Origin of the sequence: Arthrobacter sp. Rue61a (assembly GCF_000294695.2) — a bacterium.
GTDB lineage: Bacteria > Actinomycetota > Actinomycetes > Actinomycetales > Micrococcaceae > Arthrobacter > Arthrobacter aurescens_A.
The window spans coordinates 1251189-1268778 of record NC_018531.1; the positions used below are offsets into that span (position 1 = coordinate 1251189).

The following is a 17590-nucleotide window of genomic DNA, read 5'->3' on the forward strand; positions in this document are numbered from 1 at the left end:
ACCCACCAGAAAGAGCAGATGGAATGACACAGTCCACCGCACAGATCCTCGACGGCAAGGCGACCGCCGCAGCCATCAAGGCAGAACTGACCACCCGCGTTGCAGCCTTGGCAGCCAAGGGAATCGTCCCGGGCCTGGGCACCATCCTGGTGGGATCCGACCCCGGCAGCACCTGGTACGTCGGCGGCAAGCACAAGGACTGCGCCGAAGTCGGCATCCAGTCCATCCGCCGCGACCTCCCCGAGGACATTTCCCAGGAAGAGCTCCTGAAGGTTGTTCGCGAGCTCAACGACAACCCCGAGTGCACCGGCTACATCGTCCAGCTTCCGCTGCCCAAGCACATCGACCAGGACGTCATCCTGGAAGCCATGGACCCGGACAAGGACGCCGACGGCCTGCACCCCATGAACCTTGGCCGCCTTGTGGCCAACGTCAACGGCGAAATGAAGTCCCCGCTGCCCTGCACGCCCAAGGGCTGTGTGGAGTTGCTTCGCCGCCACAACATTGAACTCAAGGGCAAGCGCGTCCTGGTGGTTGGCCGCGGCGTCACCATCGGCCGCCCCATAGGCCTCCTGCTGACCCGCAAGGAAGTCAACGCCACGGTCATCCTTGCCCACACCGGAACGGTGGACCTGCCCGCGGAACTCAAGCAGGCCGACGTCGTGATTGCCGCCGCCGGCGTGCCGCATATGATCAAGGCTGAAGACCTCAAGCCGGGCGCAGTGGTGCTCGACGTCGGCGTCAGCCGCGTTGACGATGGCAACGGCAAGGCTGTTGTCACCGGAGACGTGGATCCGGCCGCTGCCGACGTCGCTGCCTGGCTGTCCCCGAACCCGGGCGGTGTGGGTCCGATGACCCGTGCCATGCTGCTCGCGAATGTGGTGGAGAGCGCTGAGCGCCAGGCGGGCATCGCGTAGGTTTCCGCGAACACAGCCGTGGCCCGTTTCGGGGCTAAGCTGCCGAAGATGCCGTGCGCACGGCATCATCGGCAGCCAAGCCCCGAAACGGCCTCGCAGCTGACGCTTTCACATATCGGTGGGCGCTACTAGTCTGCTGAGGGTGCACAATGAAGCAACCCGCTCTCCGACACCGTCTCCGACACCGTCACCAACACAGTCAGAATCGTCGCAAACCAGCTTCGACATGAACCGACCAACCGTCATCAGCGCGCGGAACCTCACCAAGGCCTATGGTGACCTCACCGCCGTGGACAACATTTCCTTCGACGTACCCGCCGGGGAGTCTTTCGGTCTGCTGGGACCCAACGGCGCCGGCAAATCCACCACCATGAAAATGATCGGTGGAGTCTCGCAACGCACCTCGGGAACGCTGAACATCATGGGTTTGGACCCGGAATCCCACGGACCCGAGGTCAGGGCGCACTTGGGCGTGGTCCCGCAGCAAGACAACCTGGACGAAGAGCTCAGGGTCCGCGAGAACCTGATCGTCTACGGTCGCTACTTCGGCCTGCCCCTGAGCTACCTGCGCCCCAAAGCCGACGAACTCCTGGAATTCGCGCAGCTGACGGACAAAGCGAACTCGAAGGTGGATGCGTTGTCCGGCGGCATGAAGCGGCGGCTCACCATCGCGCGGTCGCTTATCAACGAGCCGCGCATCCTGCTCCTTGACGAGCCCACCACCGGCCTTGATCCCCAAGCCCGCCACATCCTGTGGGACCGGCTCTTCAGGCTCAAGGAAAGCGGCGTGACGCTGATCCTCACTACGCACTACATGGATGAGGCCGAGCAACTCTGCGACCGCCTGATCGTGGTGGACAAAGGCCGCATCATGGCCGAAGGTTCGCCCGCCAACCTCATCCGCGAGCACTCGTCGCGCGAAGTACTCGAGCTCAGGTTCGGTTCCGAGCGCAACGCGACCATCGGCGTCGAACTTCAGGGCATCGGTGAGCGCCTGGAGACGCTGCCGGACCGAGTGCTCATCTACGCGCACGACGGCGAAGCTGCGCTGGAGCAGGTCACTGCCCGAGGGCTGCGGCCCATGACCTCGCTGGTGCGCCGCTCGTCGCTGGAGGACGTGTTCCTGCGGCTGACCGGCAGGAGCCTCGTTGACTGACAATCAAAGCACGACGGCGGAGCGGCCGTTGCGGGCCCACTCACCCGAGGTGTCGGCTGCCCGGGCGCGACGCTGGGGCTCGTTCTTCTATGCGGAGCAGGTGCTTCGCGTCATGCGCAACTACGGCTGGTCCGTCATCTTGTACAGCGTGGGGCAGCCGGTGGCGTACCTGTTCGCCATGGGAGTCGGGCTCGCCAGCCTGGTGGATGCCAACAGCGAGGCCGCGTTCGGAGGCGTCAGCTATCTGGAGTTCGTGGCTCCGGCCCTGTTAGTCTCCGCTGCGGTGATGACGGCGTCGGGGGAATTCTCTTACCCGATCATGGACGGCTTCAAATGGCGCCGCGTGTTCTACGGCCCGCATGCCTCGCCGTTGATTCCGCAGCAGATCGCCAGTGGCCACATCATGGCCAGTTCCCTGCGGTTCCTGCTTCAGTCGGTGGTCTACTTTGTGGTGGTGGCCCTGTTCGGCGCTTCACCGAGTCCGTGGGGTTGGGGCTCCGCCATTGTGGCCACGGTGGCTGCCCTGAGCTTTGGCCTGCCATTGATGGCCTACGCCGCGAGCATCACCCAGGACAAAGGGCAATTCGCGTTGGTGCAACGCTTCATTGTGATGCCGCTGTTCCTGTTCTCGGGGACGTTCTTCCCGCTGGATTCGTTGCCGATCGCAGTTCGCTGGATCGGCTGGATTTCACCCGTCTGGCATGGAACCGAATTGGGCCGGGTGTTCACCTACGGGATGGACCAGGACCCGTTGCTGACCATCACTCATATTGTGTTCCTGCTGGTGACGGCAGTTGGGGGCTGGGTGCTGGTGCGCCGCCAATTCGTGAAGAGGATGGGCTCATGAGTGTCCTGACAGGTGGCCATAGTGCCACGGACCTGGCCCGCGAGCGGAAGTTCGGTTCCCTGTACTCCCGTAACGCCAAGGCAGTGGTGGGCCGAGGGCTGATGGCGGCCAAGAGCAGCACCTGGCTGGTGATGGTGTCCGGGTTCTTCGAGCCGGTGCTGTTCCTGCTGGCCATGGGCGTGGGCATGGGCTCCATAGTGGGCACGGTCCAAGGGCCGGGCGGCGAGGAAATCAGCTACGCCGCGTACATCGCGCCGGCGCTCCTGGCGGTCTCCGCCATGAATGGGGCCATTTACGACTCCACCTGGAACGTTTTCTTCAAGATGAACTTCGCCAAGCTGTACCAAGGGATGCTCTACACGTCCCTGGGTCCGCTGGACGTAGCCATCGGCGAGATCTTCCTGGCTCTCCTTCGGGGCCTCCTGTACGCCACGGGTTTCACGGCAGTCATGGGGGTGATGGGCCTGCTCACCAGTTGGTGGGCCATCCTGGTCATTCCCGCCTCGGTGCTGATCGCTTTCGGCTTCGCGAGCTTCGGGATGGGCATTACCAGCTTCATGAAGACTTTCCAGCAGATGGACTGGATCAACTTCTTCCTGCTGCCCATGTTCCTGTTCAGTGCCACGTTCTACCCGCTCAGTGTGTACCCGCAGGTCATCCAATGGTTCATCCAGGCCATGCCACTGTGGCACGGCGTGGAACTCCTGCGGCAGATCAGCGTGGGCTCGTTCAGCCCGGCCACAGCTATCCATGTGGGCTATTACGTGGTGATGATCGCGCTGGGCATCATGCTGACCACGGGCAGGCTGCGCCAACTGTTCCTGAAGTAGGAACGGCCGGCGCAGCCCGCCCCGGTTCTAGGCCGTTTCGATGTCGGCCATGGTCAGCTTCGCGTGGTCGCGCAGGCCCCAGGAGCAGAGTCCCATGACTGCCAGCGCGGAGACGGTGTAAATCACGACGCCGATCGGGTCACCGTGGGTGGCGATCAGCAACGCTGTGGCCACGGTGGCTGCCGTACCGCCACCGAGTGCAGAACCAATCTGGTAGCTCGCCGAGATGGCTGAATAGCGGGAGGCAGCTGGGAACTGTTCGCCCAGGAACGCCGGCAGCGGGCCCTGCGGCACTGTGTTGAGCGCGCCACCCAACGTGAACATCAGCAGGGCAATCCATCCGGTGTGTGTCTCGATGGCCGGGAAGAACGCCACGAAGTAGATGATGAGCATCACGGAGCCGCCCACCATCACCGGCTTACGGCCAATCCTGTCCGAAAGGATCGCGGCCAGCGGCGCCGAGATGACGCTGGCCACCGCGCCCCACAGCTGGAATTGCAGTGATTCGCTCCCCGTGTAGCCGTGCTGGAGCACGTAGGACATCAGGAACACTGTGGCGATGTAGGTGAAGGTGTTGTAGCCGTAGCTCACGCCGATGGACATCAGGATTTGTCGCGGGTGCGACTTCATGACAGCGAGCAGCGGAATGCGTGGTGTCTCGCCGGTAGAGGGGCGCTCGTCCTGGGGGAGGGTCAGCCGGGCAATAAGGCCCGCGACCACCAGCAGGCCGCCGATCCAGAAGGGAACCCGCCAAGCGAAGCTGGCCACTTCACCGCCTGCAATGGCGTCGGTGAGCGAAAAGACGCCGGAACCCATCAGCACGCCCAGCCCAATGCCCATGCTTGTGAAGCTTCCCCACAGTCCTCGACGACCTGCCGGTGCTGCCTCGATTCCCACCAGGGCAGCTCCGCCCCATTCACCGCCGGCAGAGAACCCCTGAACCAGCCGCAAGGCAATGAGCAGCATGGGGGCGGCCGCACCGATCGAATCTGCACTTGGCAGGCAACCAATCAGGAAGGTGCTTCCACCCATGAGGATGAGCGTCAGGATCAGGATCTTCCGCCGTCCGAGGCGGTCGCCGAAGTGGCCCAGGACGATCCCGCCCAAGGGGCGGGCCAGGAATCCCGCGCCAAAGGAAGCGAATGCCACCAAGGTTCCGGTCAGGGGGTCAAGGTTGGGGAAGAACAGCTGTGGGAACACCAGCGCTGCTGCCAGGCCATAGATGGTGAAGTCATAAAACTCCAGTGCTGTTCCAAAGCAAGAGATGAAGAAAGTACGCGCAGCGGAGACGGGGCGCTTGGACGATGGACCTTGTGGTTCCAGCGCAACATTGGGCTGAAGGGATTGCGGCAAGGAAGTGCCTTTCGTTGGGTGTTTGTTGGAGTGATAAGGGTTAGAAGACCTGGAAGCCATCGCGTGCGGCGCCGGCAGGGTTGGCAGCGGCGTAGGTGAGGGAGCAATTGACGGCATCAATGCTGATTGTCAGCAGTGTCTGCCACTGCTCGTGCCGGGGTGCCGAGGCATCCGGATGGAAACAGACCACGGAGGACGCTCCCTCGGACGAGCAGAACTGCTTGGCCCGGTCCGCGACGCTCAGGCCCGCCAGCTCCGGCGTTACGCGCCCAAGGTGGGCCAGGCGCTGGTGCGACAACGCACCGTCGTCGATTGCGTCCTCCTCTGCGAGGACGGGATCCAGGAAGTGGTTGGTGTGGAGCAGCCAGCCGTCGCCGCCGGGATCCACGACGGCGGTGCCCGCGGGGGAAGTCTCGATGCTGACGGCCCGGCGTGGGGTGCTTCCAGCTGTGAACACTGTAAAGACCGTGGAAGCGCTGACCCTGGCCGAGGAAGCGATGGCAATGGCTTGTTCGATGCTCGACGCTTCATCCAGGATGCGGCGGGCGATCGCGTGCACCGGCACTCCGGCGGAGTCGTCGTCGCTGGAGTGGGCAAGGATGTTGAAGTGAAGGCCGAGGCCCTCACTGTTGACGCCGATCTTTCCCAGCGTCCCGAACTCCGTGAACGTCTTGGTGGTCCGTCCCCGGGAGGGGTCCAGCTCGAGCAGGAGTCCTTCCGGCGCGAGGTCGTCGTGCCAATCCCAGGTCTGCATGGTTTGCGGCGCCCCAGTGCCGGCAGGTGCGTAGACCGCCGTTGAGCATTCGTGGGAGCTGACCTTCTTAGGCGCCGCCGCCAGGATCTCAGTGCGAGCGTTGACCACACTCAGCTCCCACGTCTCGAGTCCGGCGCCGTCGGCCCAGCCTTCGGCTTCCTCTGCCAGTGCGGGACTCCAAACACGCAGGGCCTCGTGGCTCCGCTCCGCAATGTCGCGGACCTTCTGCGGGGCGACGCCGAGAGTGGTGAAGAAGTCACTGTAGAGCTTGGCGGTATTGCGCGTCTGCGCATCCCAGGTGCGGCCGATGTCCAAGCCGCGCTCGCGGGGATCGTACGCGGTTGATGTGTGGCGGTGAAGCTGCATGGGTCTCCTTGAGGGGGCCTATCCCGTTCGGGGCGAGTGGCTCCGGGATGATGTGGATCACTGGTGACGCTCAAAGTACGGAACAAAAACGTTTTTGTGTAGCTGGCTCAGAAGATTTATTCTGTTTTCTGAAACCAGTTCCCAAGGTGACGGCAGGTGTGGACGCATGGCCCGCGAACTTCAGCAGGGTGCCACCATCTGGGACGTCGCCCGCAAAGCCGGAGTGTCGATCACCACGGTGTCGCACTCGCTCAACGGCAAGGGCAACATCAGCGAGACAACCCGGGAACACGTCCGTGCCGTCGCTGCGGAGATGGGCTACGTCGCGGACGCCATGGCGCGAGGGCTGCGAAGTTCAAAGATGAATGCGATCGGACTGGTGTTTCGCTCCCTGGACAGCCTGGGCAACTACGGTCCCAATGGCGTGGACGTTTTCATGAAACTTGCAGGAGCGGCTGCGGCGGAGACGCTCAACAGGAACCTCGGACTGATGCTGGTACCCGACCTGAGCCGTGGACCCTTGCCGCCGTTCTCCATGTCCTTGGACGGCTATATCGTCTTCGCGCCGCACTTGGATGACCCCGTGGTGGCTTTGCTGGAGAAACGCGGAATTCCCTACGTCACCTGGGACCGTGACCCGGGCCGCCCCGGCTTCCGGAACTGGGTGGCACACGACGATGCAGCGTCCACGCGAACTGTCCTGGACCTTGTGGCTGCGGCAGGAGCTGCATCCATTGCCTATGTTGGAGGCACAGACAGGAACGCCTGGAACTTCGATTGCGAGGCCGCCTACGTCGATTGGTGCCTGGAAACCGGCACGGAGCCCCGGATCTACCACGTACCCGAACGTGACGGCGTGGAGGGTGGCCGCGAGGTGGGCGCACGGATCCTGGCTGATGGTTTACCCGGCGCAGTGTTCTGTTTGACGGGCCGACACGCCAGTGGCGCAGCCCAGGCCCTGCAGGAACGTGGCGTCCGCATACCCGGGGAGCTGCTGGTGTGCACGGGCTCGGACTCCGAGCACTCACGGCAGCACCAGCCGCCGATTTCCGCACTCGACGTCGACATCCCGGCCGCCGCTGCTGCCCTGGTGCAGCAACTCGTTGACGTCATGGACGGTACCAAGGATCCCGCGCCGGTCCTGCTCCCCGCCCGGTTCTTGGAGCGCGACTCCACCTTGCCCCACAGGATCCCTTTCCACTAATGGATTTCTGTACAAAACTCCCTTGTTCGCCGTCCGTGGAAGCGGACAGGGCACCTTTGCGCATTTGAGAGAATGGGTTCATGCAATCTCTCGGTGACCCGCACCCGTCCACGTCCCCCGCCGGAAAAGGCCTGTTCAAGGGCTTCCGCATCGGCGGCCTGGGCATGACAGTCGTCATCATCGCCTTCCTGGTAGCCGTCATCTTCGCGGCCAACCAGAACGATGTTGTGGGCTGGGTTGTTGCTGTCGTCGCTTTCGGCTGGTTGGCCTTGGCAACGTTTGTGGTGCTGAGCATTCGCAAGGCCGCGCAGCGGGCCGGTGCCAAACTGACCGAAGCGCAAAATGCCTTCAACGCCGCAGCCGGCCGGGCGCCGTCGTCGTCCGCTGCTGACAGCGGTGGCACGCGCGTTGTTGCCGAACGCAGCAAAGCCGATGAAGTCCGCGACCTCAAGCTGGACCACTCATTCAAGATTGTCCAGGTGCAGGTCCGGGTAGTGGATCAGGAACGTGCCAAGGGTGCAACGGCGGACCAGGACACCATCAACCGCGCACTGGAAACCATCGCCATAACGGCTACGAATGCGCGGGACATGATCAAGTCTTCCGGAGGCTCGGACGAGCCCATGGCCGGCACCATCATCGACTAGAGTAGAGCGGGTGAGTACGGCATTGAAGAAGGACTTCCTTCGCATCGCATCAGTAAACGTCAATGGCCTGCGGGCTGCCTACAAGAACGGCATGGCGGAATGGCTGGAGCCTCGCGAGGTAGACATTCTCTGCCTGCAGGAAGTCCGCGCTCCTGACGACATCGTCAGGAAGCTGATCGGCGAAGGCTGGCACATCCTCCACACCGAAGCCGAGGCCAAGGGTCGTGCCGGTGTGGCCATCGCTTCCCGCGAGGAGCCCACCGCTACCCGCGTTGGCATTGGCGACGATTACTTCGATACGTCCGGTCGTTGGGTTGAGGCCGACTACACCGTGCAAAATGCTGCCGGTGAGTTCACTACTCTCTCCGTTGTGAGCGCTTATGTGCACTCCGGTGAGGTTGGCACACCCAAGCAGGAGGACAAGTTCCGTTTCCTGGATGCCATGACCGTCCGCCTGCCTGAGCTCGCGAAACACAGCGACCACGCCTTGGTGGTTGGCGATCTCAACGTCGGTCACACTGAACTCGACATCAAGAATTGGAAGGGCAACGTCAAGCGTGCCGGCTTCCTCCCGGAGGAACGGGCATACTTTGACCGCTTCCTCGGTGAAGAAATCGGATGGAGGGATGTCCACAGGGGCCTGGCAGGTAATGTCGCCGGCCCCTACACCTGGTGGTCACAGCGCGGTAAGGCCTTTGACACTGACACAGGCTGGCGCATCGACTACCACCTGGCCACTCCGGGCCTCGCAGCAGCCGCTTTCTCGGCTGTAGTGGACCGGGCGCCTTCGTGGGACACCCGCTTCTCTGACCACGCACCGCTGGTAGTCGACTACCGGCTCTAAGCTTCCTAAGGTATTGCTCCATGACTAGTTCCACCACGACCGAAACCGGCGCATCGGCTGATGCTGCCACCGAACCCAAACCCGTGACGTCCACCAAACTGGCTGTGGGCGCCAAGCACCGGGTCTTGTCCGGAATGCAGCCTTCCGCTGACTCCCTGCACCTTGGCAACTACCTCGGCGCCTTGGTCAACTGGGTCCGGATGCAGGACGAGTACGACGCCGTGTACTTCATCCCTGACCTGCACGCCATCACGGTGCCGCAGGATCCTGCGGAGCTCGCCCGACGTACCCGGGTTACTGCAGCCCAGTACATCGCGGGCGGCGTGGATGTAAACAAGTGCACGCTCTTCGTTCAGTCCCAGGTTCCAGAGCACGCCCAGTTGGCGTGGGTCCTGAATTGCATCACCGGCATGGGTGAAGCCGCCCGCATGACGCAGTTCAAGGACAAGGCGCAGAAGCAGGGCTCGGACCACGCCAGCGTTGGCCTGTTCACGTATCCCATCCTCCAAGCCGCCGACATCCTCCTGTACCAGCCGCATGGCGTGCCGGTGGGCGAAGACCAGCGCCAACATGTGGAATTGAGTCGCGACCTCGCCAACCGCTTCAACAGCCGTTTCGGCGAGACGTTCCAAGTGCCCGAGGCCTTCATTCAGAAGGAATCGGCAAAGATCTACGATCTCCAGAACCCCACGGCCAAGATGTCCAAGTCGGCGGAATCACCGGCCGGCCTCATCAACCTGCTGGATGATCCAAAGACTGTAGCCAAGCGCATCAAGTCAGCCGTCACGGACACCGAGACCGAGATCCGGTACGACCGCGAGAACAAGCCGGGCGTATCCAACCTGCTGACCATCTACTCGGCCATCAGCGGCACACCGGTGGACAAGATCGTGGCCGACTACCAAGGGAAGATGTACGGCCACCTGAAGGTTGACTTGGCCGAACTTGTCTCCGGACACCTGGCGCCCATCCGGGAGCGTGCCAACGAACTCCTGGCCGATCCCGCAGAGCTGGACCGGCTCCTGGCCCTCGGCGCGGACAAGGCACGTGAAATTGCGGCCGCAACCCTCGCCGATGTCTACTCCAAGGTTGGTTTCCTGCCCTACCGCGGCGATTCCTCTCACGGGAACCAGGGAGTCCGCTAAGTCCATGTGCTCCGCTGGCCAGCTCAACGTCAAGACCGGCACCCGAGAGGGTGCCGGTCCGGACGACTCCCGCCAGCCCGCTGTTTCCGGCGCCGATTGCGGTGCCGGTGACACCATGTGCGTCGGTGTCATCCTCGGTTTCCCGCCGGAGATCGCCCGTGAACTCCAGGAATGGAGGGCCTCGTTCGGTGATCCGATGGCGGAGGTCATTCCTGCGCACATCACCCTGATCACCACTACGCCCACGCAGGACTGGGCCGCTACCCGGGAACACGTCCGGGAAGTTGCACAGGCCCAGCAACCTTTCGATATCACCATTTCCGGCACGGGTTCCTTCCGGCCCGTCTCGCCGGTGGTGTTCGTCAACGTGGAAGAAGGTTTTGAAGAGTGCGTGCAGTTGCACGAGAAACTTCAAACCGGTCCCCTGGAACGGACGCTGCCCTTCCCGTACCACCCGCACGTCACCGTGGCCCACGATGTTGCCCAGGAAAACCTCGACGAAGCTGAAACGGTCCTCAGGGATTACCGGGCGACGTTCCCTGTGGTTAGCATGGGACTTTACGAGCACGACACCAATGGAATTTGGCAGCTACGGGAAGAGCTCGACTTTGGCGGCGATACTGACGAAACACAGCAAGCGGATCCAGTCCGCAGAGGCGGACGTTCCTCCGCTGCCAACTGAGCTGGCAAAACTCAAACTCCAACTCCTCCGCAAGAGGCAGGATTGGGGCCATGCCAAGCGCGCCGGCGAGGGCCTTCCGAAAAAGATGGGCGCGTTCTTTGCCCTCTTCCTCGCCAGGTTGAACACCAACCGGGCCTTGCGGGCCTTCCAGCACTACACCCGGCAGCACGGGCCGTTGCTGAGTGCCGGCATCGGCTTCAACATGTTCTTCTCCGTCACGGGTTTGCTCACCACAGGTTTCGCCATTGCCGGGATTGTCCTGGGAGGTAACCCTGCACTGCAGGATGCAGTGATCGACAGTGTGGCTGCTGCTGCCCCCGGGCTACTTCAGGTGAACGGCGGCGAAGGGTTGGTGGACCCGCAATCCCTGCTCAACCCGTCGGGACTTGGATGGACGGCCCTCATCGCTGCGGTGGTGACAGTCTTTGTTTCCCTGGGTTGGATCGCCAGCATCAGGGAAGGTCTTCGGGGGATCATGAAGGCTGACCCTTTGGTGCGCAACCCGATAGTTCAAAAACTTATCGACGCCGGCACGCTGCTGCTCCTGGGCGTCATCCTTGTCATCAGCGCAGGCGTCTCGCTCGTCTTTGGTATTGCGGCGGACTGGCTCATTGCTTTGCTTAAGTTGGACGAGGGAATCACCGAGCCCATAGCGGCCATCGTCAAGATCGTGGTTCCGCTCGTGCTGAACTGCGCGACGGCGGCAGTACTGTTTCGGATTGCCGGTGGCCTCAAGCTGGGGCGCCGCGCGTTCCTGGAAGGCGTGGTGCTGGCGGGCGTTGGCACAACGGTCCTGCAATTCTTCAGCACCGAACTTCTTGCCCGCTCCGGCAACAATCCGGTGCTGGCATCGTTTGCAATCATCATCGGCCTGCTGATCTGGTTCAACCTTGTGAGCCAGGTGTACCTGGTCTCAGCGTCGTGGTCAGCTATTCGTGAGGCTGACACGGAGTCGGGGGAGTCCCCGCGCAAGAAAGTCCTCGGTTCGCGCCGCGTGGCGCCCCGCACCTGATCTGGAGGCCGCCATGAACAACCAACTGTGGATCGCTTGCCTCCTCGGGGCTGCAGCGGGACTCGTTGTTGGCCAGTTGGTTTTCAACTCGCCCTTTCTGGGCATCCTCCTTGGTGTTGGTCTAGGCGCTCTGGTCGGCGCTGCAGTGGGACCCCGCCGCGGATAGCCGGAAGTGTCCCACTGCGGTCAATTTCCTACGGCGCCTTCACCAGCCCTTCCCACGCAACGGTCCAGTCCGAGGGGAATCCCGGTGCGTGCCGCTCCGGCCCGTTGTCCCACCCCGCCGCCATCAGGGCGACAGCCGCCAGAAGTCCGCCGTTGCCCGGTAAATAGAGCGGCAAGGAGTCTGTTTGGCGATTGTGCCCGTTGGGAAGGACCGTGTTCTTGCCGGCGCTCAGGAGGAGCGCATCCACGGCGGCCTCAGGATCCTCGAGCCGCGCGGCGGTCATAGCCATGACGGGGTAGTCCCAACCCCACGTGCTGCCCCAGTCCCAGTCGGCCAGGACGTCGGTTAGGGTCGCGCGCATGATGTCCGGATCAATGATGTCGGTCCGGGGGAGGACACCCAAGGCGCACAGCATGGACGGGTGATCGGTGCGAATGGTGAAGGGCTCCACGTCGATCGCAGCGTACACGCCGTCGATCACCCGCGGGGGCACCATGCCGTCCGCTACTGTCGTCCACGCCTCCGCAGGCTCCAGCCCGAGCCGCGCGCGCCACGCCGCCGCCGTCCGCAGGCCCCACTGCCAGTACGCCAACTCAAACGTGGGGTTAGTGACCTTGGCCCGGATGGAGCCGTAGCTTTCCTGTGCAGGGATCAAAGGAGGGCCCAATTCGAAGCCGCGCGACGTTGGGTGCGCAAAGCTGGCCATGAAGGCAGCCGACTCGAACACGATCTCCGCAAACTCCTCCAGCAGTGCCCGGCTGGGATTGGCCCGGTACGCCAGTTCCGCCAGATGGATGGGGTGAGGCTGTTGCCAGATCAGAAACGTCCCGATGGGACTCGGGCTCTCCCTGCCGTCCGGTCCAACCTGTTTGGGCCAGCGGACGCCGTCGAATCCTTGCGCTTTGGCCGTCTGCCGGGCTGACTCCAGCACGGTGGAGTACCACCGCAACGACGGCAGGAGCAGCTCTGTCCGATTCCACTGCGCAAAGTGCGCGGCATGCCACCAGTGCATCTCCACGTGGAACCGGCCGCGCCATGAATTGCAGACCAGCCCGGTCTCCTGAGGCGGCAACGAGCCCGAGCAATTAACCGCGGTCAGGTACTGCGACAACACGATCCTGCGTTCCAATTCCTTGGCCCGGGCATCAGGCGTCGCATCAAGTTCGATCGCCCCGCCGGAGGACCAGAACCCCGGCCAATAGGCCGCTGAGGCGGCCGCCACGCTTCCCGCCGGTGAAAGCTCGACGCCGGTCCTTCCTCTGGGGGCAGCGTTCCTCTCCGCGGTGTCGCCGGTCAGCCGATTAGTGCCGCGCGGGATGCAGTCGCCGTCGCCTGCGGAAAGAAAGGCAACCGAAAAGTCCATCAGGTTGCCGGCGTCGGCCGTTGCTACTACGAGCCGGTGCTGTCCGGTCTGTTCCACTCCCAGGTGGGGACCGGTGATCACCACTTTGTAGCGGGAGTTGTCCATCGCACGGTGGACTGTCCATGCTTCACAGCCATTGTGGTCTCGCGAAGCCCCGGGTGCATCGAGCGATGTGGTGTGGGCGTCTGCGCTGCTCCAGTCCGCGGCGTCATGCCACGCCTCAGACCCGTAAGGGAAGCCGACGTTGACAACCAACCCGGCACCAAGCGCCGTTGACTCCACGCGGAAGCCCACCTCATCTCGGTCCGGGTGACACGCCGTCGTGACGTTGACGGGGTGACCCGCCAGCGTAAAGCGGCTGGTGACCACCCCCGTCCACAGGTCCAGTGTTTGCTCGGCCACGGAAATTTCGTCTTCCGTGATTGCCCTCTCAACGCCGTCCTCGATCCAGCGGAAGCCGATCCGGCCCAAGTCCAGCCTGTGGACATTCGCGCGGAGCCAGGTTTCAGCCAGCGACGTGTCCGTCTCACGGTCATTGACGATGTCGCCCACCATGTCCACGTAGGGCACTGGACCCCGGGGCGAATCATAGAGAACGGTGGAGCCAGCGAGGTCGTACTCCTCCGGTGGCGGCACGGAGTGCCAGCCCCACTGCGCTTGCGTGCCCAGCAGCGTGCCAGGAGGCAGCTCGTCGCGCGCGCCCACTGGATAGGCGTCGGGCAACGACTGCAACCCGGTGAGGTCCATGGTGAACGCGAATTCACCGTTGCCCACTGAAACGGGGCTTCGTGGATCAAAGTGTTCTTGGCGTACGTTGTGTCGCCGGACCAGTGCCTCGCGATTGATGGCGGGGGATTGCGGATGATGGGTGGTGCTTTGGCTGTGCACTGCGCACGCCCTCCTGATGCTGCCTGCTGTGACTGCTGCTGGGGTCAATCCGGTCAAGTGGTTCTGGAGCGCGGTCTCCGCATATGGGGTGGTTGGATTCCCAAGTCGAGAAATCGTTTTCCGAAACGATTCAATCCTTGTTCCCGGACGAAGCCGTGTCAACCCCCTGGCTCGTGGAGGTGCTCGTGGCGCCAGCGGCTGCCTGCAGCAGGACGGTGTCTGTGAGTTCGAGGAGCGGGAAGAATGCCGCCCGTTCGTCGGGGCTGTTGTTGGGCTGATGAAGCGTGAGGAACAAGCCGCCGTCCAAGGTTCGCCCGATCATCCCGTGCCCGCCGTTGGCGCTCCATAGTGCGTCAGGCTCCTGGATCCAAGGGCCCAGGACTGTCCCGGATTCGCTGCGCGCGATTCCCATGGCGTAACCGTCGTCGCCGAAGCTCGACCACAGCATGATGAGTCGGCCGCTGGTAAGCCTGAAGAGAAATGGACCATCGGTGACGTAGACGGGGAACTCCCGGTCCTTCACTGGGGGGACATCCAGGGCGCGGGACCAAGGGGCTTCTGAGGCGCTGAAGAGGAAAACGGGCACGCCTTCCGCCCTTCGCAGGTCTTTCGTGAGGCGCTGGGCGAGTATGGCGCCGTCATGCACTTGCTTCCATTCGTGGCAGAAAACCATCCAGGGCATACCCTCTTGGTCCACATGCAGTGTCCCGTCCAGGCATTGCCAATTGCGTGGCGTGACAGGGCCTTCGCTCCACGGTCGGTAAGGGCCTTCAGGGCGCTCTGCAGAAAGTATCTGTGTTCCACGGAGGCGACCAGGCGCAGTGAAGGTGGCAAACATGAAGTAGCGGCCTTGGTACTCGTGAACTTCGGGAGCCCAATATTGTTCTTGGCTCCAGAAGTCGGAGGATGGTCGGAACGCCGGGAAGGGGCCCTCCCAAGAGGCCAGGTCCTTGCTCCGGTAGCAGTCAAAGCCTGTGGCGGGTCCGGACCAGATGTTCTTGTCCGTGCTTCCGAAGAGCAAGTATTCGCTGGAACCGGGCAGCGACAGAAGGAATGGATCCCGGATTTGGATGTCGTCCAAAAGTGGGGACAAGGTAACTCCTGTGGGTTGAATTAGTTCATGGAGAAAACTATTGACGCATGAGTGGGTCCTTGATACGTTTCAGGAACCGTTTTCTCAGAGTTGAAAGAAGCTTACCCAATGGCGCGTAAATCTCTCGGTCGCATTCGAAAATCAATAGCAGTCCTGGCCACCGTGGGCATGTTGGGCCTCACCGTAGCCTGCTCCAGCCCGTCGTCCAACCAGCCCGAAGACGGCCCTGTCGAGATTCGGTTTTCGTGGTGGGGCAACGCCACCCGTGCTGAGCTGACCAACAAGGCCATCAAAGAGTTTGAGGCTGCCAACCCCAACATCAAGGTGAAGCCCGAGTACGGGGACATTGGAGGCTACTTCGACAAGTTGGCCACCCAAGTGGCTGCAAACGACGCACCCGATGTGATCACCATGGGCGGCGCCTACCCGGCTGAATACGCCAACCGCGGGGCCCTGCTGGACTTGTCCAAGGTTGAAGGGTCGCTCGACCTCTCCAAAATGGACCAGGGAGCCCTGGAAAACGGGCAGGTGCAAGGCAAGCAGTACGGTGTATCCACTGGTGCCAACGCCCTGGCTATCGTGGTGAACCCCGCCGTGTTCCAAGCCGCCGGCGTAGCACTTCCGGATGACAGCAAGTGGTCTTGGGACGACTTCGCCAAGACAGCCGAGGACATCACCGCCAAGAGTCCAAAGGGAACCTATGGGACGGCGACCGTTCTCACGCATGATTCACTGGATGCCTTCGCCCGCCAACGGGGCGAATCCTTGTACACGCAGGATGGCCAATTGGGCCTGGGCAAGGAGACCGTACAGGACTACTTCGATTTCTCCGTCAAGCTCAGCGAGTCAGGCGCCGCCCACAGCGCCTCCGAAACTGTGGAGAAGCTCAACGTCAGCACCGAGCAGACACTCATGGGTATGGGGCAGGCCGGCATGATGCTCACGTGGACCAACTCCCTGTCCGCCCTCAGCAAAGCCTCGGGTGCCGAACTGAAGCTGCTGAAGCTGCCAGGCGAGACTCCCACACCCGGAATCTGGCTCCAATCCTCGCAGTTCTACACCATCTCTGCCCGTAGTAAGCACACGGATGCTGCCGCCAAGCTGGTCAGCTTCCTGGTCAACAATGAGGCCGCAGCAAAGATCATCCAGAGCGACCGTGGCGTGCCCAGCAACTCCGGAATGCGCGCGGCCATCCAGGACTTGCTGACACCTCAGGGGAAGGTGGAAGCCGCGTACATTGACCAGATCGGGAAGATGGACTTTGCCCCGACGTTCATCGGTCCCACCGGTTCAACCGCGGTCTCCGAAATCACCGCCCGCATCAACACCGAGGTCCTGTTCAAGAGGCTGAGCCCGGACAAGGCTGCGGAGCAGTGGCTCAGTGAAAGCAAGGCGGCCATAGGCAAGTAGTACCCGTCTGCATGGGTGGTCCGGCCCTTTAGCCGGCGTCGCGGACCTCAAGATAGGGGTCCGCCCAGGCGCCGATGATCCGCGCAACCCGTGCTGCCTGGCCCTTCCCGGTGAGGAGGTGCTCGCTGCCTTCCAAGGAGATAAAGCTCCGGGGATGCCGGGCAGTACGGAAGATTTCGCTGGCGTTGTCGATCCCCACGGTGTTATCGGTGGGGGAGTGCATCACCATCAGCGGCTTGTGGAGGGTACGGATGCAGTCGCGCAGATCAGCGCGCTCCACGTCCTCCACAAAGTGGCGGCGAACCTCCATGGGCCGTCCGCCGAGGTCCACCACGGCGCTGCCATCGCGCAGGATGGAATCAATTTCGGCGTCGAACATGTGCTCAACGTGCTTGGGCTCGTAGGGCGCGCCAACGGTCACCACGGCGTTGAGGCCGGGGACGTCGCGGGCTGCGGCAAGCACCGCTGGGCCTCCGAACGAGTGGCCGACCAGGAGTGAGATTCCCCGGCCTTGCTCCCGCATGAAGTCCGCCGCAAGGATGGTGTCGGCTACCTTCACGCTGAACGACCCCGCAGACCATTCACCAGCGGAGCCACCCAAGCCCAGGTTGTCGAAGCGCAGCATCCCCACACCTTGCTCAGCGAGTCCCTTGCAGATGCGTGAAGCTGCAGGGCTGTCCTTGCCGAGAGTCAGGCCGTGAGAGTACAGGCCCCAACCACGGACGGGACCTTCGGGCACGTCCACGATGCCGGCCAGGGCATCGCCGGTGCTTCCCATGAAGCTGATCTTCTCAGAGCGTGACACGCTGATCTCCTTGCGTTGCGGTGACCGTTACGGTGAGGACCGGTGACGGCACGTGATAAACGACGACGGCGCCACCCACCATCAGTGGTGAGCGGCGCCGTCGTCGTG

At 62.9% G+C, this 17590-nt stretch carries 17 protein-coding genes; 12 read left to right on the forward strand and 5 right to left on the reverse strand.

Annotation, left to right across the window (positions count from 1 at the left end; translation table 11 throughout):
- Positions 1-23: 23 nt before the first annotated feature.
- From ARUE_RS05850 to ARUE_RS05865, 4 genes are all read left to right on the forward strand, one after another.
- The gene (locus ARUE_RS05850; RefSeq protein ID WP_014921068.1) at positions 24-917 is read left to right on the forward strand and encodes a bifunctional methylenetetrahydrofolate dehydrogenase/methenyltetrahydrofolate cyclohydrolase; all 894 of its coding nucleotides are present in this window, start codon (positions 24-26) and stop codon (positions 915-917) included.
- 226 nt (positions 918-1143) lie between these two features.
- The gene (locus ARUE_RS05855) at positions 1144-2073 is read left to right on the forward strand and encodes an ABC transporter ATP-binding protein (RefSeq protein ID WP_014921069.1); all 930 of its coding nucleotides are present in this window, start codon (positions 1144-1146) and stop codon (positions 2071-2073) included.
- Entirely contained in the window at positions 2066-2920 is an 855-nt protein-coding gene (locus tag ARUE_RS05860) for an ABC transporter permease (protein ID WP_187329929.1), read from the forward strand. Before ARUE_RS05855 ends, ARUE_RS05860 begins: the two co-directional genes overlap by 8 nt.
- A complete protein-coding gene (locus ARUE_RS05865) occupies positions 2917-3750 on the forward strand; it encodes an ABC transporter permease (RefSeq protein ID WP_011773963.1) in 834 nt (277 codons plus the stop codon). Before ARUE_RS05860 ends, ARUE_RS05865 begins: the two co-directional genes overlap by 4 nt.
- Before the next feature lie 27 nt (positions 3751-3777).
- On the opposite strand, the gene ARUE_RS05870 is transcribed toward ARUE_RS05865, so the two are convergent.
- Together ARUE_RS05870 and ARUE_RS05875 are read right to left on the reverse strand one after the other, a co-directional pair.
- The gene (locus ARUE_RS05870) at positions 3778-5103 is read right to left on the reverse strand and encodes an MFS transporter (RefSeq protein ID WP_014921071.1); all 1326 of its coding nucleotides are present in this window, start codon (positions 5101-5103) and stop codon (positions 3778-3780) included.
- A 40-nt stretch (positions 5104-5143) separates the two neighbouring features.
- Positions 5144-6223, reverse strand: a complete 1080-nt coding sequence (locus ARUE_RS05875; protein ID WP_014921072.1) for a C45 family autoproteolytic acyltransferase/hydrolase — start codon at positions 6221-6223, stop codon at positions 5144-5146.
- A gap of 166 nt (positions 6224-6389) precedes the next feature.
- Here ARUE_RS05875 and ARUE_RS05880 point away from each other — a divergent pair, with 166 nt between their 5' ends.
- The 7 genes from ARUE_RS05880 (at position 6390) to ARUE_RS24475 (ending at position 11923) form a co-directional block, all read left to right on the forward strand.
- On the forward strand, positions 6390-7427 hold the full coding sequence (locus ARUE_RS05880; protein ID WP_014921073.1) for a LacI family DNA-binding transcriptional regulator: 1038 nt from the start codon (positions 6390-6392) through the stop codon (positions 7425-7427).
- An 80-nt stretch (positions 7428-7507) separates the two neighbouring features.
- Complete coding sequence (locus tag ARUE_RS05885) at positions 7508-8074, forward strand: hypothetical protein (RefSeq protein WP_014921074.1); 567 nt, start codon at positions 7508-7510, stop codon at positions 8072-8074.
- Between the two features lie 10 nt (positions 8075-8084).
- The gene (locus ARUE_RS05890; RefSeq protein ID WP_011773968.1) at positions 8085-8918 is read left to right on the forward strand and encodes an exodeoxyribonuclease III; all 834 of its coding nucleotides are present in this window, start codon (positions 8085-8087) and stop codon (positions 8916-8918) included.
- Between the two features lie 20 nt (positions 8919-8938).
- Complete coding sequence (gene trpS / locus ARUE_RS05895) at positions 8939-10063, forward strand: tryptophan--tRNA ligase (RefSeq protein ID WP_011773969.1); 1125 nt, start codon at positions 8939-8941, stop codon at positions 10061-10063.
- A 4-nt stretch (positions 10064-10067) separates the two neighbouring features.
- Positions 10068-10745: a 2'-5' RNA ligase family protein gene (locus tag ARUE_RS05900; RefSeq protein ID WP_014921075.1), complete on the forward strand. Its 678-nt coding sequence runs from the start codon at positions 10068-10070 to the stop codon at positions 10743-10745.
- An 85-nt stretch (positions 10746-10830) separates the two neighbouring features.
- Positions 10831-11757, forward strand: a complete 927-nt coding sequence (locus ARUE_RS05905) for a YihY/virulence factor BrkB family protein (protein WP_014921076.1) — start codon at positions 10831-10833, stop codon at positions 11755-11757.
- 13 nt (positions 11758-11770) lie between these two features.
- Positions 11771-11923 (forward strand): hypothetical protein, encoded by a 153-nt coding sequence (locus ARUE_RS24475; RefSeq protein ID WP_167532107.1) that lies wholly within the window; start codon positions 11771-11773, stop codon positions 11921-11923.
- A gap of 28 nt (positions 11924-11951) precedes the next feature.
- Here the strand turns inward: ARUE_RS24475 and ARUE_RS05910 are convergent, their stop codons facing one another.
- Entirely contained in the window at positions 11952-14174 is a 2223-nt protein-coding gene (locus ARUE_RS05910) for a hypothetical protein (RefSeq protein WP_014921077.1), read from the reverse strand.
- A gap of 130 nt (positions 14175-14304) precedes the next feature.
- The gene (locus ARUE_RS05915; protein WP_043469899.1) at positions 14305-15267 is read right to left on the reverse strand and encodes a glycoside hydrolase family 43 protein; all 963 of its coding nucleotides are present in this window, start codon (positions 15265-15267) and stop codon (positions 14305-14307) included.
- Between the two features lie 108 nt (positions 15268-15375).
- Here ARUE_RS05915 and ARUE_RS05920 point away from each other — a divergent pair, with 108 nt between their 5' ends.
- A complete protein-coding gene (locus ARUE_RS05920; RefSeq protein WP_014921079.1) occupies positions 15376-16677 on the forward strand; it encodes an ABC transporter substrate-binding protein in 1302 nt (433 codons plus the stop codon).
- 28 nt (positions 16678-16705) lie between these two features.
- On the opposite strand, the gene ARUE_RS05925 is transcribed toward ARUE_RS05920, so the two are convergent.
- The gene (locus ARUE_RS05925; protein WP_014921080.1) at positions 16706-17482 is read right to left on the reverse strand and encodes an alpha/beta hydrolase; all 777 of its coding nucleotides are present in this window, start codon (positions 17480-17482) and stop codon (positions 16706-16708) included.
- Positions 17483-17590 lie beyond the last annotated feature (108 nt).